The 21,431-nt window shown below is 41.8% G+C and carries 23 protein-coding genes and 1 tRNA gene; 13 read left to right on the top strand and 11 right to left on the bottom strand.

Going from position 1 to position 21,431, the window contains the following annotated elements; all coding sequences use genetic code 11:
* Positions 1-108: 108 nt before the first annotated feature.
* Positions 109-282 (bottom strand): hypothetical protein, encoded by a 174-nt coding sequence (locus NLP_RS33235; RefSeq protein ID WP_158680410.1) that lies wholly within the window; start codon positions 280-282, stop codon positions 109-111.
* On the opposite strand from NLP_RS33235, the gene NLP_RS15580 reads away from it, so the two are divergent.
* From NLP_RS15580 to NLP_RS15610, 7 genes are all read left to right on the top strand, one after another.
* The gene (locus NLP_RS15580; RefSeq protein ID WP_104907177.1) at positions 281-694 is read left to right on the top strand and encodes an Mpo1-like protein; all 414 of its coding nucleotides are present in this window, start codon (positions 281-283) and stop codon (positions 692-694) included. The two genes, NLP_RS33235 and NLP_RS15580, sit on opposite strands and share 2 nt — an antisense overlap.
* A complete protein-coding gene (locus NLP_RS15585; RefSeq protein ID WP_104907178.1) occupies positions 681-1,685 on the top strand; it encodes an aromatic ring-hydroxylating oxygenase subunit alpha in 1,005 nt (334 codons plus the stop codon). The genes NLP_RS15580 and NLP_RS15585 overlap by 14 nt, the downstream gene beginning before the upstream one ends.
* A 258-nt stretch (positions 1,686-1,943) precedes the next feature.
* Positions 1,944-2,684: a hypothetical protein gene (locus NLP_RS15590; RefSeq protein WP_104907179.1), complete on the top strand. Its 741-nt coding sequence runs from the start codon at positions 1,944-1,946 to the stop codon at positions 2,682-2,684.
* 5 nt (positions 2,685-2,689) lie between these two features.
* The gene (locus NLP_RS15595; RefSeq protein WP_104907180.1) at positions 2,690-3,775 is read left to right on the top strand and encodes an aromatic ring-hydroxylating dioxygenase subunit alpha; all 1,086 of its coding nucleotides are present in this window, start codon (positions 2,690-2,692) and stop codon (positions 3,773-3,775) included.
* Complete coding sequence (locus tag NLP_RS15600; protein ID WP_104907181.1) at positions 3,759-4,664, top strand: ferritin-like domain-containing protein; 906 nt, start codon at positions 3,759-3,761, stop codon at positions 4,662-4,664. The genes NLP_RS15595 and NLP_RS15600 overlap by 17 nt, the downstream gene beginning before the upstream one ends.
* Positions 4,665-4,703: 39 nt before the next feature.
* Entirely contained in the window at positions 4,704-5,909 is a 1,206-nt protein-coding gene (locus NLP_RS15605) for a P-aminobenzoate N-oxygenase AurF (RefSeq protein ID WP_104907182.1), read from the top strand.
* An 18-nt stretch (positions 5,910-5,927) separates the two neighbouring features.
* Positions 5,928-6,218, top strand: coding sequence for a 2Fe-2S iron-sulfur cluster-binding protein (locus NLP_RS15610; RefSeq protein ID WP_104907183.1), 291 nt, complete (start codon positions 5,928-5,930; stop codon positions 6,216-6,218).
* 23 nt (positions 6,219-6,241) lie between these two features.
* Here the strand turns inward: NLP_RS15610 and NLP_RS34195 are convergent, their stop codons facing one another.
* From NLP_RS34195 to NLP_RS15625, 4 genes are all read right to left on the bottom strand, one after another.
* Positions 6,242-6,754, bottom strand: coding sequence for a hypothetical protein (locus tag NLP_RS34195; RefSeq protein ID WP_199784626.1), 513 nt, complete (start codon positions 6,752-6,754; stop codon positions 6,242-6,244).
* Between the two features lie 57 nt (positions 6,755-6,811).
* Positions 6,812-7,819, bottom strand: coding sequence for a GmrSD restriction endonuclease domain-containing protein (locus NLP_RS34200; protein ID WP_199784627.1), 1,008 nt, complete (start codon positions 7,817-7,819; stop codon positions 6,812-6,814).
* A 166-nt stretch (positions 7,820-7,985) separates the two neighbouring features.
* Positions 7,986-8,399: a type II toxin-antitoxin system VapC family toxin gene (locus NLP_RS15620; protein ID WP_104907184.1), complete on the bottom strand. Its 414-nt coding sequence runs from the start codon at positions 8,397-8,399 to the stop codon at positions 7,986-7,988.
* The gene (locus tag NLP_RS15625; protein ID WP_104907185.1) at positions 8,399-8,617 is read right to left on the bottom strand and encodes a hypothetical protein; all 219 of its coding nucleotides are present in this window, start codon (positions 8,615-8,617) and stop codon (positions 8,399-8,401) included. Before NLP_RS15625 ends, NLP_RS15620 begins: the two co-directional genes overlap by 1 nt.
* Before the next feature lie 128 nt (positions 8,618-8,745).
* On the opposite strand from NLP_RS15625, the gene NLP_RS15630 reads away from it, so the two are divergent.
* Entirely contained in the window at positions 8,746-9,768 is a 1,023-nt protein-coding gene (locus tag NLP_RS15630) for an aromatic ring-hydroxylating dioxygenase subunit alpha (protein WP_104907186.1), read from the top strand.
* 265 nt (positions 9,769-10,033) lie between these two features.
* Here the strand turns inward: NLP_RS15630 and opcA are convergent, their stop codons facing one another.
* The 4 genes from opcA to fbp form a co-directional block, all read right to left on the bottom strand.
* Entirely contained in the window at positions 10,034-11,416 is a 1,383-nt protein-coding gene (gene opcA / locus NLP_RS15635) for a glucose-6-phosphate dehydrogenase assembly protein OpcA (protein WP_104907187.1), read from the bottom strand.
* Between the two features lie 87 nt (positions 11,417-11,503).
* Positions 11,504-13,033 (bottom strand): glucose-6-phosphate dehydrogenase, encoded by a 1,530-nt coding sequence (gene zwf / locus NLP_RS15640; RefSeq protein WP_104907188.1) that lies wholly within the window; start codon positions 13,031-13,033, stop codon positions 11,504-11,506.
* Between the two features lie 118 nt (positions 13,034-13,151).
* A complete protein-coding gene (tal, locus tag NLP_RS15645; protein WP_104907189.1) occupies positions 13,152-14,297 on the bottom strand; it encodes a transaldolase in 1,146 nt (381 codons plus the stop codon).
* Positions 14,298-14,590: 293 nt separating this feature from the next.
* The gene (gene fbp, locus NLP_RS15650) at positions 14,591-15,640 is read right to left on the bottom strand and encodes a class 1 fructose-bisphosphatase (RefSeq protein ID WP_104907190.1); all 1,050 of its coding nucleotides are present in this window, start codon (positions 15,638-15,640) and stop codon (positions 14,591-14,593) included.
* Between the two features lie 482 nt (positions 15,641-16,122).
* Between fbp and NLP_RS15655 the strand changes: the two genes are divergently transcribed.
* The gene (locus tag NLP_RS15655; protein ID WP_104907191.1) at positions 16,123-16,350 is read left to right on the top strand and encodes a hypothetical protein; all 228 of its coding nucleotides are present in this window, start codon (positions 16,123-16,125) and stop codon (positions 16,348-16,350) included.
* Here NLP_RS15655 and NLP_RS15660 read toward each other — a convergent pair.
* Positions 16,347-16,610, bottom strand: a complete 264-nt coding sequence (locus NLP_RS15660) for a hypothetical protein (RefSeq protein WP_104907192.1) — start codon at positions 16,608-16,610, stop codon at positions 16,347-16,349. The two genes, NLP_RS15655 and NLP_RS15660, sit on opposite strands and share 4 nt — an antisense overlap.
* Positions 16,611-16,634: 24 nt before the next feature.
* Between NLP_RS15660 and NLP_RS15665 the strand changes: the two genes are divergently transcribed.
* The 4 genes from NLP_RS15665 to hisC all read left to right on the top strand — a co-directional run bounded on the left by NLP_RS15665 (position 16,635) and on the right by hisC (position 19,146).
* On the top strand, positions 16,635-16,859 hold the full coding sequence (locus NLP_RS15665; RefSeq protein WP_104907193.1) for a hypothetical protein: 225 nt from the start codon (positions 16,635-16,637) through the stop codon (positions 16,857-16,859).
* 74 nt (positions 16,860-16,933) lie between these two features.
* A complete protein-coding gene (locus NLP_RS15670; RefSeq protein ID WP_104907194.1) occupies positions 16,934-17,422 on the top strand; it encodes a DUF1499 domain-containing protein in 489 nt (162 codons plus the stop codon).
* A 339-nt stretch (positions 17,423-17,761) separates the two neighbouring features.
* Positions 17,762-17,833: transfer RNA gene (locus NLP_RS15680), tRNA-Val, on the top strand.
* Positions 17,834-18,099: 266 nt separating this feature from the next.
* Positions 18,100-19,146, top strand: coding sequence for a histidinol-phosphate transaminase (hisC, locus tag NLP_RS15685; RefSeq protein WP_104907196.1), 1,047 nt, complete (start codon positions 18,100-18,102; stop codon positions 19,144-19,146).
* 19 nt (positions 19,147-19,165) lie between these two features.
* On the opposite strand, the gene NLP_RS15690 is transcribed toward hisC, so the two are convergent.
* The gene (locus NLP_RS15690; protein WP_104907197.1) at positions 19,166-21,277 is read right to left on the bottom strand and encodes a caspase family protein; all 2,112 of its coding nucleotides are present in this window, start codon (positions 21,275-21,277) and stop codon (positions 19,166-19,168) included.
* Positions 21,278-21,431 lie beyond the last annotated feature (154 nt).

The raw sequence follows: 21,431 nt of genomic DNA on the forward strand, positions 1-21,431 counted from the left end.
TTTTTCCGTAGGCTAACACTTCGCGGCAGAGAAAGAACAAAAGGCGTTGGTAAGGATGCAAAGGTTATCTGCTGCCAGTGCGTTTAACCATTATCTGTAGAGCAATGCCTACGGCGCTCGCGTAATGGTGCTTGTTGATGAAGGTCTTCGTTTAGTGCTTGCGCTATAGGTCTTGAGTTGTGCCAGCAAGATGACAAGTTGATCGAGCGGACGGTTGAGATATCTGGGTGGTGTTGCTAGCGATCGCACTAAATAAGGATTAATTCTAGAAGGTTTTAACATGAATTATTATAATCCTCAACAAAAGTTCAGAAATCAGATTAATAATCAAATTCAGGATCATCCTTTTACAGACTATTGGGATATTTTTATTCTTAAACATCAGCATCCAATTAATATTACTCTACACATTATAGGGATATTCTTTTTTTATGGATTACTATTTTATACTTGTAAGTTGCAAAACTTTTGGTTACTTTTGGGCTTACCATTAACTCAATTGGTGGGATTAACCGGACATTTTTTATTTGAGCGTAGCCATATTGATTTACAAGATGCCGTTTTTTCTTGGCGGGCTTCTTATTGTTTGGGTAAAATGTTATTTAGAATTTTGACGGGTAAATATCAAGATGATATTCGCCAACGACAAGAAATATTAAATAATTATCTATCAAACAATTATGCAAATATTTAATAACTGGAATGTGATTGCTAAGGGTTGGTATATTGCCTGTCCTAGTCATGAAATACCTAAGAAAACAGCAAAATCTGTAGAAGTGTGCGGTCAAAAAATTGCTATTTTTAGAGGTGAAGATGAGCAAGTACGGGCTTTGGATGCTTACTGCCCTCATTTGGGAACAGATTTAGGAATTGGGAAGGTTGATGGTAATTGGATTCGCTGTACATTTCATCATTGGGCATTTGATGAAACAGGACTTTGTAAAAATATTCCTTGTCAGTCAGAAATTCCTATCCAAGCTAAATTACAAGCTTATGCAACAGAGGAAAAGTATGGATTTATCTGGATTTATCCAGATACTAAAGCACCGGAAGGAGTGGCTGATTTTGATGAATTGAAGGGAAAAGAAATTGTTGCACAAGCTGATATTGCATTTGAAAGAAGTTGCCATCATCATATTTGTATGATGAATGGGATTGATGCTCAACATTTAAAAACAATTCATCATTTAGATATCAAAATGGATTTATCGCTACATCGCAGCGAATTAGGGACGCAAATCGACTTTACAATGCGAGGGCAATTTCCTCAAACTACTTGGAGAGAAAGGTTAATTCAAAGATTTCTTGGTTCTACGTATCAGTATTCAATGCGTTATGCTCATGGTTGCATTGGTTTGTTAACAATGATGAAAGATGTCCGGCTTTTTCCGCCACTTTATATGATATATGCTTATACTCCAATTGCACCTGGAAGAACGATAATTCAACCGATTTATGTAACTGAAAAACGTAAAGGTATTGGGGGATATCTGCTGAGTCAGTTTTTGCTATTCTGTACTCGCTTGGCTTACTATATGCTCAGAGATGAAGATGGCAAGATTTACGACAATATTCGCTTTACTCCGAAGTTGCTCCTTAGTATTGATCGGCCATTAGCTGAATATATGGAGTATGTAAACCAGCTAAAACCGTCTCGATGGTCAAAAAATAGGGGTGTAGAATAGTAGATTTGGTTAGCTACAGTGTAACCCAATAAAAGCTTTGGTAATGTTTCGTTTCTCAACCTAACCTACATCTGAATTATTTTCTAGAGTGGGGAATGCCCACCAACTCTTATTGAGAAGGTGCAAGATGTGAATACTCAATTGTAGTGTAAATAACCATTCTGGAATCTGTCACATTACACCGTAAATTTACCAAATTGGTCGATAAAGTGTTAATTACAAACATATTACAAATCGATTTTAGGTAATTTCCGAATAATGAAGAGTTTGCTGATTCCTGTTCAAAAGTTGCAACCAAGCGATCGCACCGCTATGTATGCGCTGCTGCAAAATCATTTTAAAGGTATAACCTGGGATGGGTTTCAAATTGATCTAGAGCGCAAAAACTGGGTTTTGTTGTTGAGAGACGAAACATCCAACACACTCAAAGGATTTTCAACTCTGATGTTATGCCAAAAGACTTTTTTGGGAGAAAAAATTAGTGTGGTATATTCCGGCGACACTATTGTTGATCCTAGTGCTTGGTCGAGTACAACACTACCACGTAGTTGGATTGCGGCCATCAATTTTCTGCGTCAACACTATACAGAAAATAAACTTTACTGGCTGCTAATTTGCTCTGGTTTTCGCACTTATCGTTTTCTCCCTACCTTTTGGCAAGATTTCTACCCCCGTTATGATGTCACAACACCTGCCGATGTTGCAAATCTGATGGTGAGTTTAGCAAGCGAATACTATGGTAATTTATACCAAGAAGCAACTGGTATTGTCCGGTTCTCGCATCCCCAAATTTTACAGGAAGGGTTGATTGAAATTCCATCAGGACGACAGACTAATCCCCATATCCAGTTTTTCGAGGAAAAAAATCCAGGCTATCGACAAGGAGATGAATTAGTTTGTTTAACTGAGATCAGTTATGACAATCTCACCCGTGCTGGACAACGGATGTGGGAGTCAGAATCATCGTTAACATTTGTGCAAGATTGTGTTCTCATTTAACTTTTATGCCATCTACCAACCTAGACTTAAACTTTAACAATCCAACACAATTTCTAGAGGGATGGTATTGGACATTACCATCAAAAAAATTAAAAATTGGCCAGGTAAAAGCTATAACGTTGCTAGGTAGAAATCTGGCAATTTATCGGGGAGTTAGTAGTCAAGTAGTAGCTATAGATGCCTATTGTCCACACATGGGCGCACATTTAGCAGAAGGTAAGGTGGAAGGTGATAATATTCGCTGCTTTTTTCATAATTGGAAATACAATGAGCGTGGAATTTGTGTAGATATTCCTTCTCTCGAAAAACCGCTACCTGTATGTATTAAAACTTGGCACACTGCGGAAAAGTACGGCATGATTTGGATTTGGGTGGGAGAAGAAAAGCCAAGTTCGCTGCCTTTCGTACCAGAATTAGAACAGGCAGACTGTGATTATATATTGGGGACTCGGTTTGTTAAAAACTGCCATCCAAATGTCTTACTAATTAATGCGATTGATGCTCACCACTTTAATACAGTACACAATCTGCCCTTAGAGATTATATTTGATTCCCAAGACCTCAACCCCAACGCTATTACCTTCAGTAACACTACACGCGGAGGGGATGATTCCTGGTTAATTCGCCTGATTCGCCCTCTATACCGCAACGAAGTTACTTATAGTATGTGTTATTGGTATGGCAGTACTGGCACTGTGACGCTAGGGCCGGATTTCCTACACTTCTACATTATATTTGCGCTGCGAATGATAGAAGGAGGAAAAACCGAGGGACAAACAATTTTAGTGACTCCCAAACGTCCTGGATTTTTAGGATGGGTAGTAAATCGTGGTTTGCTATGGTTAACCCAGCAGGTTGGTAATTATTTTGCAAAGGGGGATACCCAGGTATTTCAAACTATTCAATTTAATTTGCAGACTCCCACTAAAGCAGATAAATCAATTTTGCAATTTATTCAGCACGTTAATCACCAAAAAGCCTTAACTTGGGGAAAGTGGGAAACTGTTAATTACTCAAATATTCAAATCTCATCAACACCTAACCCTGAGTTTACTTTAATTGAACAAGAAAAAAATGGATTTAAAATATAACATTGTCGGTTTTGATTTGCCACACACAGATTCTCATGATCGTTTGCAGAAAATATTAACAGCAGCATTACCCAATCAGAATAATTATGCTCCTTACCCACAATTAAATTATTGGAATGCTGAATTTTTCAACTTACATCAAGTCAAAAGTTTTCAAGAATCTAATATTAATGAACAATCTGCTATTTTGGAACTTGCCAACCGCAGTCTGTTAGAAGAATCATATTTCATTGAGAAAGCAGGCGTTGGCTACATGGCAAAAATGGTACTGTTAGCAGAAACAGTTGAAGAACGAATGCTTTATGGATTGTTTACGGCTGATGAAGCTACCCACCTTCACCAAATTAGCCATTTTTTACCAGAAATGGAAGTAAGTAGCATGAACGATGCGTTTTTGCGCTTACTATCAGAAGTGGTTGAAAGTACAGATAGAACAGTTTTGTTGTTTGTGCTGCAAGTCGTTTTAGAAGGATGGGGTTTAAGCCATTATCGGCGTTTAGCAAAGCAATGCCGCTATCCAGTTTTAGCAGAACTTTTTTCCAGTTTTTTACAATCTGAATCCCGTCATCACGCGACAGGAACCACCTTGTTTAATCAACTTACTGTTTCAGCATTCAGTCAAACAACAATTCTTGATGTATTGGCACAGTTTTTGTTTATGGTACAAGTGGGGCCGCAAAGCGTACTAGCAGCAGTCGAACAAGTGAAAGGACATTTGACGCGATCGCAAAAAATCCAAATTCTAGAAGAACTGAATACCGAAACCCACAGTGGAACGCGATTACAAATATTGCGATCGCTCATGGGAGGAAAATCAGCCCAGTCTATCCTGCAAAATTTAGAAGAACGCGGAGCTTTTCAACCCCTCCCCGCTTATCAATGCGTGTAATAAATATCAATCTTATCTCTGCGTGAAATAAAAACGGATATGGAAAAAACTATTCATCGCAAATTACAAATTAATCACACCCGCAACAAACAGCAAGACCATACTGCTTTAATGGATGAAGCAGTTACCAATTTTCGCTATGAAGATTGTCAAAACGAGTGTTGGAACCCAGAGGAGTTTTCCCTGCTATATGGTACACCTTTATGGGAACAGTCCAGCCAACATCAGCGTGTAATTTTGAACCAACTTTACTGGGTAGCTTATTACTCACAAATTGTTTCTGCTGAAATTGCCACTATCTTTTTCAATCAAACCAGTGCAGCCGGACTTTACGCTCAAGAAGATTTTCGCTTAATCTGCGATACATTAGATTTGGAGTCCTCCCAAGAGCGATCGCACATTAACGCCTTCCGCACAATTGCCAAACAGGTTGAACAAGCGTTATTTGGGGAACTGATCTTTACCTACCCCATGCGCGGCCCCTTTACAGAAACGATGGTTTATGCTGACACCAATGCCCTAAAAAGTTGGTGGAAAAAAATTCAACTTCAATACTTTGGGCTGATTTCTGCAAATAATACTTTTTTGGCTTGTCAGTATTTCACAGTTCGGGGAGTGCGGACACTAAACGGTAAATTAGTACAGCACAAACTCAGCAATTATTATCAAAAACATCCTCATCCTGAAGCGGCTCCCATTCCGGCTAAAGTCTCTTATTATCACTTTATGGATGAAAGCTTTCACTTCAATAGTTCGACTATTATATCTCACGATGTTGTCACTTGTCTTAAGCCACCGACTGCTTTTGAGCGACTGGTGGCTAATTTAGGATTGTGGGGATGTCAGCGCGATCACTTTCATTTTTCATCTGCAATTAACGGGATTTTCTGGTACGATCCGGCGCTGTATAGTAAGATTTATCAAGTGTTGCGATCGCCCATTTTTGAGATGAGTGACAGGGATGCTAAAGAAATGATGCGGCGTTGTTTTACAGAGGAGTCGGAAGGATTGCAGCGCAGTTTTTCAACTCATCAGGAAGCGATGAAATCTTATCAAGTGTATGTTGAGAAACTCGATTATCTTTGGCAACGTAATCAAGATATGTCGCTGATGGCTACTAATTCGATTTCTCGATATTTGGCGACTCAACAAAAGGCTTTTCAAGGTTTTGAACACCAAGAGGATTTGTTTTTAGCTCACGCAGAGACGCAGAGGCACAGAGAAGAATGGGAGAGTGTTGTTTAGGTAAAATGGTTGCATCTTATGGCTGATTTCTGTAATATATCGTTTCCGGGAAGTCATTTTGTTCCTATAACTTTGGAATGTCATCAAAATTTGTCTGAACATCTCACTATTCAGAATTCACCTGTTTTGTTTGGTTGTCGGACTGGTATTTGTGGCACTTGTTTGGTTGAGGTTATTGGTGATATTCCTCCTCCTCAACCTGATGAACAGGAAATGCTGGAGACATTAGCAGCTAATCATACTCATGCGCGGTTAGCTTGTCAGGTTGAGCTTACAGGTGATGTGCTAATTCATAGGCTGGAAGGGTGAGTTTGTTTAATGTGGTGATTTCCTCAACTAACCTGTGAAAGTTCTTTTGCTTTTTTAATAAGCAAGTCAGCTCTTGCAACTAAAAAGCTATCATAATCATCTGTAAACATATTAGTCGGGCAGAAATGAGTTGACAGTATTTTCTCCAAAATTTGATTGTCAGGAGACATTTCAGGACGATAACGACTAGGTGATTTATCTTTGATTTTATTGTTATCGCTTCTAGCAAGTAAGGAGAAGTTTGCTAGGCAGTTGATTTGTTCACCATAATTACTTCCAAGGCTCTCTAGGTAGGCTTTAGGAAAGATATGATGAAACTCTTTTCGATTCCCTTGAGATAAAACTTCTTGCAAGGATATATTCGTACCTTGAATAAAGTTTAAGGGCTTACCTTGTGCTAAAAGGAGAATGAAAGTCTCAGTTGCAACTGAAGACCTTCGGAAGACTTTTTTAATGAAGAAATCACTATCTAATAATACATCAAAATCTCCGAGTTTATGAGGTTCACCAGCTTTAAGTTTTTGCAATTCTACCAAATCTCTATCAGTACTCTTAGCCCCTCCTCTTGCATATCTTTGCGAAAAACATGTACGTCAAAACCACTTTTTAATAACTTTATATTGTTCTTCAGGAATAGGAGGAGGCTGTTTTTGTGAAGAAGCAAAGAACGATACTAAAACAGTTAAGAGATTCTCCATCGGTAAAAGTTTAAGTGAGAAAACATTTAACTCATCTTTCAAAAAATCTATAGCTCTAAATATACCTATGCGGATTTCATTAAATTTTTCTCTTACTGCACTACCAGGAAGATTCATAAAATCCTCTGGATCAGCACTATTCATGACTACAGAGGAACAACACTTGAGGAGTATATCTGAACCAACTTCTTTGAAACCAAATGGTTCCAGTTCTTCGGTAAGTTCCTTAAATTTTTCCTGTAAATCAAAATCTTCGCTCCAGTTCCATACAGATAAAAGCTGGAAAGTATCTAATTCAATACCTTGTCGATTGATTCTCTCAAAAACTGTTGCAACATACTTACGCTCCTCGCTTTCAAACCTTTCTAAAGGAATTCGAGCTTTTGTAAATCTTTCGACTAAATCATCTATTTCCTGTGCTAAGGTTTCATCTAAATTTCTAGTAACCTGTCTATATTGACGAGAATCAAAGACGTATTTTAAGGGAAAAAATTTATTGGCATCATAATTTGTGAAATCTTCTAAATATTGAAATCTAACTGATGCTTCACTGTTGAGTTCAAAGAATAAATGTGTCCAATCAGTGCCTTGACCTTCTTCAGCAGTAAGAGAGGTTTCAAAAATAGAGGTTATTCTTTGCTGTCCATCAAGAACATAATCTATAGGATATTCCGGATCATTTTCAAGAAGTCTATAAGGTCCAAGATTTCTTTCAGTTCGTAGAGGATTTCTAGTTCTCCAAAATAATGCAGATCCAAAAGGAAAACCTTTATAAATACTATCTATAAAGTAGGCAACTCGACTTGGCTCCCAAACAAAACCTCTTTGAAAAGACGGAATCCTGATTCTTCCTCTCTCCAAATCATTGATCAAGTCTTTAATAAAGTAATAAGTATCAGCCATAGAAAATTCCCCTATTCACCATACAATTTTCAGATTTATTGTATATTGTCGCACTCAGCGAACAGCTACAACCTAACATTGTACTAGTATGATCGCTGTTGGGACGGTAATTGATGATATTTCGTCGCAAGCATTGACAACCCGCAGCTTTGCGCGATCGCTTCATTTACTCACTACCTATATTTTCTAACTCCCCTGGTGCAATTACTAAAATTCCCGCACTGATAAATCCAGACACATCACGAGTTACGATCGCATCAACCCCATGTGTTATTCCACAAGCACACTGCACCGCATCCTCAAAATCTTGAAAATTAAGTGTGATCGCTTGTTCCAAAATTCCTCTATCGACTGCACAAATATGTAAATCTGTGAGAATTTGTGCGATCGCATCTTGAGCAGCAATCGCACCTGCTGCTTTGCGGACAATGTAATAGATGTTAGTAATTGTTGTTGCTGCAATAAACCCTTCGATTTCACCAGCATCAATTTTTGCAAACAGTTTTGCCGCATCCTCTACAAAAGGTTCTCGCTCTTGTAAAAAATCAAGCACAACATTTGTATCAATTAAAATTTGCATTATTGATATTTTTCAGTCAGATAGTTAATATAATCTACTTCCATATCTTCACTGGATATTTCTGTACCTTTTGCAATCCCTCGCAGTCGAGACAAGTTACCCTTTTTCAATTCAGAACTAGTTTCTCGCTGTAGCGACTCCAAAAGGGTCTGCACTAGTGTCCAGCGATCGCTAATTGGTAGCTGTAATACCTGCTTTTGTAATTGTTGTAATGTCATGATCATTTTCCCATCTCAGGCTATCTCACCTTTAATTGTAAATTAGCTCTTTTAGAATTCGATCGATACAGCAATGCAGTTCTACTCAAGACATTGCCATAATTTAAATACGATCGCTCCCACCCACCATGCCATTTACAGATTTCTGGTACATTGTCGCACTCAGCGAACAATTACAACCTAACAAGGTATTACCACGAACCATATTAGGAGAATGGTTAGCGATATTTCGCGGTGAAGATGGACAACCCGTAGCTTTGCGCGATCGCTGTTTACACCGTAATAGCCGTCTATCAGTAGGTAAAGTCTGTGACGGTACTTTACAATGTCCCTATCATGGTTGGGTATACGACGGGGTTGGGAACGTTATTGCTGTTCCAGCCGAAGGAAATGACTTCAAACCTTCCCCACAGCGTCGAGCCAAGTGTTACGCTACCAAAGAACAAGATGGCTATGTTTATGTGCGGTTAGCTGATACCCCAAGCGTTGATTTTGAACCCTTTTCTATGCCTCACTACAGAGAAACAGGATGGGAAACGGTGCGGGTAATTAACCGTTTTGCTAACAATGTTACTAATTGTGCGGAGAACTTTATTGATATTCCCCATACGGCTTTTGTTCATCCTGGTGTTTTCCGTACTTCCCGCCAACAAAAGTTAGAGATGACTGTAGAACGCTGCAATGGTTCGGTTTTGGTGGAGTATCGCAATGAAAACAGTAATTTGGGATGGTACAGCCGTTTTCTGAATTTGCAGGGTGCAGAGATTAAACATAGCGATCGCTTTTATATGCCAAATATTACCTCTGTGGAATATAAAATGGCACACAATCGCCATTTGTTCATTACCAGTCAATCTATTCCAGAAACTGATAATTCCACTCTGGTTTACACGGATGTCACCTACAACTATGGTATCTGGAATAAATTAGCACGTCCCTTTGTGCGGTGGACTGCTCAACACATTATCCGCCAAGATGTGGAAATTTTGGGTATTCAGGGGGAAGCGATCGCTAAATACGGGACACAATTTTATAATACGTCGGCAGACACAATTCATATATTTGTAGAGTCAATTATCACAGCTATATCTCGTGGAGAAGATCCGCGTTTATTGCCAAATCAATCAGTAAAAGTTACATTTTGGGTTTAAGAATAATTTGTAATTCGTAACTAATCAACAATATTATGTCCTGATAATTAGTTATGATTCCCACAGTCATTGCACGCCACACGCCAGATGCTCCACTTGGGGAGACCCCAAGACCGCACTGGCTCCCCTTAATCCCCTCCCCAGAGAATCGGCTACGGTGTACACACAAGAGAGAAACCCTCCAGATGATTGAAATATCCAAAAATCTGAAGGGCTTGTGTTTGATTTTCGCAATTTTGGTAACTTTTATGCTTTCCAGGCGAAACTAACTATTTGTTTCCAATTTGAAAATATTCGCTGTCACTCCCAGACTTTCTTCAAAAAGTGACTCGTGACCCCAGCGTTGTACTTGCTGACTCAGCAATGCTTCCGCCTTTTGTTCTGAAAGTGAAGTCACCTGTTGAAACAGACCGGCAGATTGGGCACCGCCGTGAGTTTCCATGCGCATACAACCACCAGTTTCCGAGCAAATTACTGTACCACAGTCTGCCTTCGGATTAGTCGAACTGAGGCGCAAAGCAATCAAGTCGCCAGCAATCTCACCCACATCAGCAAGGGGAACACCTGCTAATTCGGCTTCTATTTGCCGTTGATCTTGGGCAATAAAGTTAATGCGAGTGATGTCATAATCTCCGGTTTCCTTTTTATAGGAAACTGGCTGCCATTCTAGACGACTTGCCAACCAACCCAAAAACAGCAATGCTTGTGCAGGGTTGCCTTTTTCGTAATCAATAGTTACTCGGTCAACTTCCCGAAGGGCAGCCCGACGATGAGGTGAGTCGTAAGCTTCAGCTGTCAATTCCTCCCATGCTGCGAGGCGACGCCAGTTGAGGTCAGCGAGGGGAACCCCACTTTCCACCAATTCTTGGAGGTGGAGTAAATCACTTTCTGGTTCGTTAAAGCGGCAAGAATCCACAATCACATTATTGCAGACGTCTGCCAACCGCTTGAATAGAGTGTTATTGGGGTCTGGTGTTGCTTTCCACCAGAGAAACTTTGGTAAGCCGCCAATTAACAAGGCTGGAATCATGCCCCCTACCCGTTCCAAGGCAGCAGCAGTTCCACTGAGAGTGATGTATTCGCAGCAAATTAGTGTACTTGACGATTGCTTTTGGATCGGGCAATAGGCAGAAACTTGAGCCTTGACCCCTTTATCTTCGCCAGTAATGGGAAATAGGGCGATGATGCGGCAAGGGTTGCGGAGGGCAATTTCATCAGCAATTCTGGGGCTTGGGGCATTTAAGCTTAAGCTGGGAAGTTCAATAGAACTATTGTCTCCCGTAGCGCTGTTTCCTTGACGTTTGATGAATTCTTCTCTCAAGATAGCCAGGGTTTCAGGTGTTGCTATTCCAGTCTCTGGCAATGCATATTTTGTCTGCACTTGCCGCAAGGCAGCTCTCATCTGAGGTCCTAAAATCCCGTCAAGCGGACCGTTGTAAAATCCCAAAGTAGCCAATAGATACTGGGTTTCTTCCGGTTCGTAAACCACTAAGGTAAATGTAGTGGCGCGAGTAGCAGCAGGAAGTCCACCGTCCTCGCCAGTAATACCGTAACTTTGCCAAATTTGATTCAGTTCCGTATCTATTTCGTTAAGCGAAATATCTTTTGGCGCCTGAAGTGAATAAATTGTAGAAGCTTGGGAAGCCATAGGAAATTTTGGATTTTGGATTTTGGATTTTGGATTTTGTCATTCGTCATTTGTTTTTACTAATGACTAATGACTAATGACTAATATTTACAGTCTGCGCCAGCGACGACCATCCTGGTTAATTAAGAATTCTGCTTCTGTTGGTTCCCAGGTACCAGCTTCATACTGGGGAATAGTATTTGCGTCGGCGGGTGCATCCCAAACGGAAAGGGCTGGCGTTACCACCTGCCAAGCGGCTTCTACTTCGTCCGCGCGGGTGAACAATGTTTGATCGCCCATCATACAATCAAGGAATAAGCGATCGTAGGCATCGGATGTTGCTTGGATGCCAAAGGAACCATAACTAAAGTCCATGTCAACGGAACGGGTACGAAATTCTGCCCCCGGCATTTTCACATCAAAACGCATGGAAATTCCTTCATTTGGCTGAATCCGCATCGTCAAAATGTTGGCGTTTGTCTGTTGGGCGGCAGATTGAAACATCCGAGACGGAACTTCGCGGAAGTGGATGGAAATCTCACTGACTTTTTTCGGCATCCGCTTACCAGTACGCAGGTAGAAGGGAACACCTTGCCAGCGCCAATTGTCTACCAAAAACTTCATGGCGACGTAGGTCGGTGTGGTGGAGTTGGGAGCAACGCCTGGTTCTGTCCGATACCCTGGCGCTGCTTCACCTTTCATCCAGCCAGCACTGTACTGACCGCGTACTGCTGACCGCGACAGATTGTGAACATCAGCTAGACGAGTAGCTTGGAGTACCTTCACTTTTTCTGTGCGGATGCTGTCGGCATCCATTGCGTTGGGTGCTTCCATCGCCGTTAGGCAGTAAAGTTGCATGAGGTGATTTTGCAACATATCCCGTAGTGCGCCGACGCTTTCATAGTAACCAGCCCGGTCTTCCACTCCCACGGTTTCTGCTACGGTAATTTGTACGTGGTCAACAAATTGACGATTCCACAACGGCTCAAAAATCGCATTGGCAAAACGAAACACCAGCAAATTTTGGACTGTTTCTTTACCTAAGTAGTGATCGATGCGGTATACTTGGTTTTCTTTGCAAAATTTCTGTACCACTTGGTTAAGGCTCTGGGCTGAAGCCAAGTCCCGACCAAAAGGTTTTTCAATTACTAGACGATGTTTGTAGGCATCTTCTAGCATCCTGGCGCTTCCTAACTGCTTAATCGCTTCGGGAAAGAAGGAGGGTGCAACCGAGAGGTAGAACATGCGATTCCCTCGCGTGCCCCGTTTTTCGTCTAATTCACTCAATAAGTTTTTCAGTTTTTGGTAGCCTTCGGGGTTGTCTATATCCCCAGGACTGTAGAACAGACCTTGAGAGAAATCTTGCCAGAGTTCCCCCAAATCGACATCAGGATGTGCCTCTTCCATGCCCTTTTGCATTTGTTGGCGGAAGTACTCATGGCTCCATTCTCGACGTGCCACACCGACAATGGTAGTTTCTGGGGGAATACGCCGTTCTCGCCGCAATTTATAAAGTGCTGGCACTAGTTTGCGCCAAGTGAGATCGCCAGAAGCGCCAAAAATGACAATAATCTGGGGTTCGGGCATCCTTTGTTGTTGCAGACCAACGCGCAAGGGATTTTCTAGCAGACTAACCATAACAATTTTGGATTTTGGATTTTGGATTTTGGATTTTGAGATTGGGTATGGGGGATGGGGATGGGGGATGAGTTATTTTCCTTGTCCCCCTTGTCCCCTTATCCCCAATACCCAGTCCCTACACTGGTGACAATACCTTGATCTTCTCTTCTAAAGAGTTCATCAAGGACTGGAAGGGCTGGATAAACTTGTCAATACCATCGACTAACAGTTCATCCATTACGGTATCGAGATCGATGTTGATGTCGGGATCTTTGAGGTTTTCGATCAGCGTGTAAGCATTTTCTACATCCGTTTCTAAGCGATCGCTTACGTTACAATGATCGGCACAAGCTTTAATCGTCGCTGGTGGTACGGTGTTGACGGTATCACGGCCAATCAACTCTTCGATATACATTACGTCTCTGTAGTTAGGGTCTTTGGTGCTGGTGCTGGCCCAAAGTAGCCGCTGTACTGTGGCCCCTTTTTCTACCAAGGCTTTCCAACGATCGCTCTCGATAATTTTCTTGTATTCCTGGTATGCAATCTTAGCGTTAGCGATCGCTACTTTCCCTTTAACAGCCAAGAGCTTTGCTTCTACGGCAATATCATCAACGCCTTTTTTCAACTTAGCATCAATCTTGCCGTCAATGTTGCTATCGATCCGACTGAGGAAGAAGCTAGCGACTGAAGCAATTTTACTGATGTCCTTACCTTCAGCCACCCCTTTTTCTAAGCCCCGAATATAAGCCCAAGCTGTGTTTATGTAGCTTTCTACAGAAAACAGCAACGTGATATTAACATTCATCCCTTCGGCTATTACCTGCTCCACTGCTGGCAAACCAGGTTCTGTGCCGGGAATTTTAATCATCAAATTTTCCCGACCAACTTCTTGGAAATAGCGACGAGCTTCAGCTATTGTTGCTTCAGTATCATGGGCAATGGTTGGCGGGACTTCGATACTCACATAACCATCTAGTCTATTCGAGGCTTCATAAACAGGGCGTAAAATATCACAGGCATTACGGATATCTGCAAAAACTAGGGATTCGTAAATTTTGTGTGTCGGTAAGCCAGCCCGAACTCCGGCTTCGATATCGCCATCATAAATGACGTTACCTGCGATCGCTTTTTCAAAGATGGCTGGGTTAGAGGTAATCCCAGAGATACCTTGATTTTCAACCAGGTCTTTGAGTTCGCCTGATTGAATAATGTCACGGGTCAAATTATCCATCCAGATACTTTGACCGTATTGGTTAATTTCTAGTAGATGATTGGTAGCCATAGCTAGTTTCTTTCACTCCTGTATAGTGATGCTTCTAAGTAAATTTGGCAAAACGCATCAAATAATTGATGGTTACTTTTGAATTGTGGCGTTGCCAATTATTTATTGCATCGGCCAGCTGAGATAATCCTTAATTGATCTTCAAAAAGCGCTATTTTGCATTCCCAATCCTAAATCACCATGATTAACGTTTAATTAATGGCAGATGAGAGTACAGCACAGAGGAAATAAGTCACTCTTATAAAACGTCTAAAACCCTTACGTAACAGTAATTACGAATTACGAATTGTCTTCTAGTGTCCGTTTTGAATAAAAGACTCTACCTTTGCTACATCCTCTTTGCTACCAATAATTAAAGGCGTGCGCTGATGCAGTTTTTTTGGCACCACATCCAAGATATTTACTAGTCCTGTAGTAGCACGGCCGCCAGCTTGCTCAATCAAAAAGGCGAGAGGAGCCGTTTCATAAAGCAAGCGTAATTTTCCTTCTGGGTTTTGAATTGTACCTGGGTAGAGAAACACGCCGCCTTGAACCAAAATTCTATGGATGTCGCTTACCATTGCGCCGCTATAACGAGCGCTGTAGCCTTCTGTGCGATGAACGTAGCGAATGTATTCTCGAATCGATTCTTCCCACTGCCAGAAGTTACCTTCGTTCACGCTGTAAACAGAACCGTGGTTAGGAATGCGAATATTTTCTTCTGTGAGAATAAACTCTCCTAAGCTGGGATCGAGGACAAAAGAATGAACGCCCTTACCTATAGTATAAACCAACATCGTGCAGGGTCCATACAGGATGTATCCCGCAGCGAGTTGCTTACGTCCATTGGTGAGGAGATCGGTTGCCTTGCCATCGCTATCAGTTCCTTCTTGTTGGCGAATGGCGAAAATGGAACCTAAGCTGAGATTATTATCAGTGTTGGATGAGCCATCAATTGGGTCATACAGCAGGGTATAGCGTCCAATGGGGCAATTTTCTGGGATGTAGTAGGGATTTTCCATTTCCTCAGAAGCGAGGCGACAGACTAAGCCGCTTTGCTTAAACACTGAGATAAATACATCATTGGCATAGACATCCATCTTTTTGACGGATTCGCCTTGGACATTAACTTCCCCAGTAAATCCGAGAACGCCTTCCATTAAACCAGCGCGACTCATGCGACGAGCAACCAGTTTCCCAGCCAGGGCGATACGATTCATTAGCGCACTTAAATCCTGTGCATCTGGCGAAAAACTCTGAAGTTGTTGGAGGACATGACGGGATAAGGTTGTACAGTCACGATCTAAAGCTCTGTCTGTAATATCGTCGGTAGATAAGTCTAAAGATTCTGGCGCTTTAGCCATTTTTATGTTCTCCGCAGCCACTAGCTGTTAATTGGGTTTTAGTCATCTATAGCAACTTATAGTTGCTGCTTCTATCTTAGAAAGGTAATTTGATAACTTAGATGCGACTTTAGATAAACTAAAGAAATGAAGCTTCAGCGACCCCTGCAACCAGAGCCTAGCTACTTTGACTTAACACGACTCAAGCGGGCGGGTATACGCACGCATCCTATCAACAAAGTAAGATCCCCACATTTGCAGCAGGGGCTATAGGTTTACTCTGAAACATTAATACGAAACTACTATCAGATTTGCCTAAGAGGATGTTTGAAAAGTCGTATTGTCGGTATAATATCGTGTCCAGCTAAAGACTTATCATTAAGACCGCTCCAGGAGCAGAGATACAAAGGGGAGGGGTTTCAACCTTTAAAACAAGTAATCTCCCTGGTTAACTAAGTAAAATTTTGCGTAAAAGCGTAGCGTTTTGAACGCAGAATGATGCATTGGCATTGCAGGGTGATGCATTAACATTGTCTCGGCACGCATTGACATTGTATCGAGATGCAATGGCATTGCAGAGGGACGCATTAACATTGTATCTAGATGCAATGGCATTGCAGGAGGACGCATTAACATTGTATCGGCACGCATTGGCATTGCAGAGGGACGCATTGGCATTGCAAGGTATTGCCAAATTTAATTCGCTACAAATTAATGAAATGCTGTATTAAGATACTTTTGGTTGCTGCCATAGGATGAGTTTCAATTCAGAGCAGTAGTAAGCCTCATCGCTAATTTGGTGTTCGTGGTTAGCTATCCAATCATAAATTTGTGTAGCTTTTGCTAATGCCACTTTTTCTGAACGATAAAGCTGAGGAGTAGGGCAGTAGGCTTGGCCATTGATGTGTATAGCTGCAATCTGCCAATAATCGCTCTCTGGTACAACTTCTAAAAACCCGTTACTGTAAGGCTGGATTATTCCTATATTCATCTACAACCATCAAACTTTCTAAGATTGGCCACAATAAAGCCGATACCAGCCAATTCTTCTGAGTCAAAGCTGGAATCACCAGGGAATGCAGTAGCACCCCCTGCTAATGATTTTGGGTTCGTAGTCAATGGAAATCTGAATTATTGGTCACTTTTTGACTTGATTTCGTTATTGGCAGCAATAATGGCAAAAGGGACTGGTCGGGGCGGGTGCATTGGGATTGCCCAAACTCAGAGTGTAGCTGGATAGATGATAATCTGTAGAACGAATTGGCAACTCGCAGTACTCACCCAAAATAACCGAACAAAAAGAGTAAATTTATCATGTCCCGTCTGCTAACAGTCTTCCGGCAGCGATTCTTGCGGAGTATCGCTTTTGCAATACTCTTAACTTTGATTAGTAGTTTAATACTTCCTGGGGCTACTTGGGCGGCTTCTAGCTTGGGAGTTAATAATGGTCATCTTAGTTCTTGTCCGGCTTCAAACAACTGTGTTGTCAGTCAAAACGCAGATGCCAAACACGCCATCGACCCGATTCCTTATCATGTAGACCGCAATGCAGCTAGAGAAGTCTTACTAAAAGTTCTCGGCGTTGTTCCCCGTACAGAAATTGTAGAACAAACAGATAATTATATCCACGCTCTTTCTAAAAGCCGCATCTTCAAATTTGTTGATGATGTAGAATTTTATTTACCTGCTAATGAGTCAGTAATTCATCTGCGATCGGCTTCTCGCGTGGGAGAATCTGATCTTGGTGTCAACCGTAGACGAGCCGAGCAAATTCGTCTGGCTCTACGAGATTTAAACATTTAATTTTGTCGCTACTGTTCTGATTTAACTGATAGAAGTGCGATCGCAATACCATTTAAAATATTTATACTTAGTGGATAAATGTCAGACTATCTGCAATGATTGTGCTTTCCATACCTTAGTAGAAAAAGCGATAAAGTGCATTCACCCTGACGAATTTGGGGTTAATTGTTCTAGCGTCGTTTTCTGCAATTCATTTGAGCCAGCACTCATAATTGACAATCCTTGCGTGACATACGGCAATGATAAAGAATGACGTCAAAAGCGTAGGCGCAGCAAGTCAGCCTTTGGCATTTCAGCTTACGTTGCTATTTAGTAAGTTATGGTAATATAAAAAGTCTTGGGCGATTAGCACAGGGGTAGCGCACATCCTTCACACGGATGGGGTCACTGGTTCAAATCCAGTATCGCCCACTTATACACAGTAAAGTTTTTAGCTAACTAGCTTCAGTTTCTTAAATACGCCCCCCACATTAAGATGCGCTTATAGGGGAAAAAGAATGGACGCTGCAATGCCGCATTAAAAAATATCACATTCGTAATTTATAAAGCCCTATTTTCTGATGTAAACAACAAAAAACGATATCGTCAGAAATTGTGGGTTGAAATTTACTTAAGATACGCCATAAGGTGCGTAAGCGTAGCCCGTCGTAGAAATCCTATCTAATTCCCAATGCTCTATGACTAACTACTTTCGCTCCAATGTTGATGCAATGGCTAGCTATGTTCCTGGTGAGCAGCCTCAACGCGGTACACAAATTATTAAACTTAATAGCAATGAAAACCCCTATCCTCCTTCTCCTGCGGCATTAGCTGTGCTACGGAATATTGATGGTGAGTGGTTGCGGCGGTATCCAGAACCTTTTGGGGGGGAGTTTCGGCAAGCTGCAAGTAAAGTTTTAGGAGTTCCTAGTGATTGGATAATTGTCGGAAATGGCAGTGACGAATTGTTGAGTGTAGTAATTCGAGCTTGTGCAGAACCTGGGAAGAAGGTAGTTTATCCGATGCCTACTTACGTGCTATATCGCACATTAACAGAAATGCAAGCGGCGGAAATTATTGAGATTCCCTACAGCAAAGACTACAGCTTACCAAAGGACGAACTAGTTGCTGCTAATGGGGCGGTAACATTTATTGCGTCGCCCAATAGTCCATCGGGGCATCTGGTAGCAACAAATGATTTACGAAAATTAGCCAGCCAGTTATCTGGAGTTTTAGCGATCGATGAAGCATACATAGATTTTACCGAAGAGAACGCATTGGCTTTGGTTAAGGAATACGAAAACGTCATCGTGATTCGCACATTATCTAAGGGGTACTCGTTGGCAGGATTGCGATTGGGCTTTGGGGTGGCGAATCCTAAACTGTTGCAGGGATTGTTTAAGGTTAAAGATAGCTATAACATTGATGCGATCGCTTGTGCAATTGGTACGGCTGCGATCGCTGACCAAGCTTATAAAAATGCTTGTGTAGCCAAGATTAAAGCATCACGGACTAAGTTAGCAACAGACTTGAAACAATTAGGTTTTCATATCTGGGATTCCCAAGCTAACTTTTTGCTGGCACAGCCAAGAGAAGGAAACGCAGAATATCTCTATCAAAAACTGAAGGAACAGGGAATTTTAATCCGCTATTTCAAGCAGCCCGGACTAGATGATAAATTACGCATCACTGTGGGGACAGATGAGCAAAATCAGGCTTTAGTAGAGGCACTAACAAACCTTTAATTATTCACACCCACTTAACTTACAGCACTTGAAAACTAAAGCTAAGACTTGCCCAATTATTCACATCCAAGCTATGTGAATCGGCTGCTGTGCTGTTCATATCTGTTTTGAGGGCACTAGCGTTATGTAGGTCTTGTAGCAAGGCTTGTACAACGTCTAAGGAATTCAACAATGGGCCAATTGGCCCTTCTTCGGCTGTGGAATACTTGGCCGTGTTCAAGGCGGCGAGAGTTCCGTTAAAGGGGGCAGTACTAAAAATCAGTTGGTGTTCGCACTCAGAAGCTGGGCCTGAAATCACCCATTCGGAAGCAGTATTAGTTTGGGGTAGGGTGAGGGTTTCACCTGGAGAGATGACGATTTGTTTAAGGACGGGGTTGGTGTCCGCAGTGTTTGGTTCTTGGGGGGTTTCCCAAGAATAGAAGGCGATCGCTGTATGATTATTGTTTAATCCCAGCAAGATTAAATATACTGGGCGATCGCTCTGGTTTTCTACCCGATATTGCATTTGACTACCGATAGGGACAATCGGAGTAGGGAGTGATTTTTGAATCGAAGTTTCTGTTTTGAAAGTTCGTACTGTTTCGCGCTGCATGATCACGCGAGGCGATATATTGTTAATTATTTCTAAGGTTGTCTTGAGAGCCAAGCGGGAAGAACCTTGATTTTCTGTCAGTCGCCATAACTTAGCTGCTAACAAGGTTGATAATTTTGGCGCTAACTTTTGCACTGTTGATTTTACTGCTTCTCCTGCTTCCCCCGTGGCATTGGAAATTAGTTCGCCACTAAGAGAAAATAAACCATAGCGACTAGGTGTTTGCTGTAGTTTGGCAAATAAATAATCAGCCGGTTTTTCTCCTGCGACTACGGTGGAGACATGGGGAAATGCAGCAAAGGCACTTGTAGCGTCTACGCGCTCAATTCTTTCCAATCCAGTATCTAAAGCAATTATTAAATGGATCTTTCGGAGTAAAACCCGGACTGCTTCTTGGACAAGTTGCCCGACTTGTAGGGGATTTGCACCTTCTATTTGGGAAATTTGCGCTTTTGCTGTTAACCCAGTCCGCGATCGCAATACTAATTCTTCTGTTGTTGTTGCTAAGGTGAATCGAGAATTAACTCCGTAGTATAGCAGCACTTGGGGGGGTAATCCTGCTAACCACAGATGGACTGTTTTGCCATCTTCTTCAATTGCTGTCACTGCGCCTTCTGCACCAATAATACCGTCTGGTGGTAGAGACGTTAGATGTTGATTTTTCTGACTACTTAATAACGCTGGTTGCTGTTTACTACCCAATTTGGATAGAGAATTTTCCATATAAGAGAGAGCGACTTGAATTCTGGTAGTTGGGGTGAATTCCCACAAATACTGCGTCAAGGCGTAGGTAAATAACCCAGCACTAAAACCAGCAAAGAGTTCTTCCCTCGCCGACTGCTTAGGATTTGAGCTAGCTGCTAAGACAATCGGCGTGCTGTGTAACTTCTGAGTTTTAAGTTGTTGGAGAAAGTCAAGTTCTTCTGCTGCTAGCTTTGCCTCTACTGATTCTGGAAGGGCGCGACTTTTTAATCCTAATACTGGGGTTGGCGCATAATAGCTAGTATCTAATACTGCTGTGACTCGATCTGTAGGGAGCGATCGCAATAATAGTAGTAGAGTTTCTTCTAATATATAGTTGACTATTTTCTCTTCTTGTGAAATTAGACTAGCATTAGCTGTCACCAGAGCATTTTGCATTGTCTCTGGCGATGTATCCAATTTGACACGGCTGCCATAACCGCTAAAGTGAAAGACGACCAGATCATCGGGTTTAGCTTGCTTACCCAAGCGATCCAAAAAAGCCGCCTCAATGAATTCCCTACTAGCTTCTTCCTCAGTTAAAGTTAAGATATCTGACCCTTGGAAACCAAAGCGATAAATCAAAAGTTCTCTTTGTAGTTCCACATCCGTCAGACAACCACTGAGGGCTGGAATTTTGGGGTATTGGTTAATACCTATTAACAATGCCAATTTGCGCGGACTGGGTTGTGCCAAAGCCTGATAATAGCGATTTCCCAAAGACAACCACTCAGCTTCAGTTATCCCCAATACCGCGAGTATTGAGCCAATTCTCTCTAAAAACGTGCGACGTTTCATAATTAGCTATCAGCCCTCAGCTATCAGTTAGCAGCTTACAGGGCTGAACTCTGTATTGTAAAGTTACAAAAATGTGGGAGTGGAGGGGCAGGGGAGCGGGGGAGAATAATTTAGAACCAATGCCCAATGCCCTTCAGGAGTGCTGAGTGCTGAG

Origin of the sequence: Nostoc sp. 'Lobaria pulmonaria (5183) cyanobiont' (assembly GCF_002949795.1) — a bacterium.
Taxonomy (GTDB): domain Bacteria; phylum Cyanobacteriota; class Cyanobacteriia; order Cyanobacteriales; family Nostocaceae; genus Nostoc.

Coding starts and splice junctions, on each gene's coding strand:
- NLP_RS15580 (WP_104907177.1), top strand. CDS start 281: ATGAATTATTATAATCCTCAACAAAAGTTCAGAAATCAGATTAATAAT.
- NLP_RS33235 (WP_158680410.1), bottom strand. CDS start 282: ATGTTAAAACCTTCTAGAATTAATCCTTATTTAGTGCGATCGCTAGCA.
- NLP_RS15585 (WP_104907178.1), top strand. CDS start 681: ATGCAAATATTTAATAACTGGAATGTGATTGCTAAGGGTTGGTATATT.
- NLP_RS15590 (WP_104907179.1), top strand. CDS start 1,944: ATGAAGAGTTTGCTGATTCCTGTTCAAAAGTTGCAACCAAGCGATCGC.
- NLP_RS15595 (WP_104907180.1), top strand. CDS start 2,690: ATGCCATCTACCAACCTAGACTTAAACTTTAACAATCCAACACAATTT.
- NLP_RS15600 (WP_104907181.1), top strand. CDS start 3,759: ATGGATTTAAAATATAACATTGTCGGTTTTGATTTGCCACACACAGAT.
- NLP_RS15605 (WP_104907182.1), top strand. CDS start 4,704: ATGGAAAAAACTATTCATCGCAAATTACAAATTAATCACACCCGCAAC.
- NLP_RS15610 (WP_104907183.1), top strand. CDS start 5,928: ATGGCTGATTTCTGTAATATATCGTTTCCGGGAAGTCATTTTGTTCCT.
- NLP_RS34200 (WP_199784627.1), bottom strand. CDS start 7,819: ATGGCTGATACTTATTACTTTATTAAAGACTTGATCAATGATTTGGAG.
- NLP_RS15620 (WP_104907184.1), bottom strand. CDS start 8,399: ATGCAAATTTTAATTGATACAAATGTTGTGCTTGATTTTTTACAAGAG.
- NLP_RS15625 (WP_104907185.1), bottom strand. CDS start 8,617: ATGACATTACAACAATTACAAAAGCAGGTATTACAGCTACCAATTAGC.
- NLP_RS15630 (WP_104907186.1), top strand. CDS start 8,746: ATGCCATTTACAGATTTCTGGTACATTGTCGCACTCAGCGAACAATTA.
- opcA (WP_104907187.1), bottom strand. CDS start 11,416: ATGGCTTCCCAAGCTTCTACAATTTATTCACTTCAGGCGCCAAAAGAT.
- zwf (WP_104907188.1), bottom strand. CDS start 13,033: ATGGTTAGTCTGCTAGAAAATCCCTTGCGCGTTGGTCTGCAACAACAA.
- tal (WP_104907189.1), bottom strand. CDS start 14,297: ATGGCTACCAATCATCTACTAGAAATTAACCAATACGGTCAAAGTATC.
- fbp (WP_104907190.1), bottom strand. CDS start 15,640: ATGGCTAAAGCGCCAGAATCTTTAGACTTATCTACCGACGATATTACA.
- NLP_RS15660 (WP_104907192.1), bottom strand. CDS start 16,610: ATGAATATAGGAATAATCCAGCCTTACAGTAACGGGTTTTTAGAAGTT.
- NLP_RS15670 (WP_104907194.1), top strand. CDS start 16,934: ATGTCCCGTCTGCTAACAGTCTTCCGGCAGCGATTCTTGCGGAGTATC.
- hisC (WP_104907196.1), top strand. CDS start 18,100: ATGACTAACTACTTTCGCTCCAATGTTGATGCAATGGCTAGCTATGTT.
- NLP_RS15690 (WP_104907197.1), bottom strand. CDS start 21,277: ATGAAACGTCGCACGTTTTTAGAGAGAATTGGCTCAATACTCGCGGTA.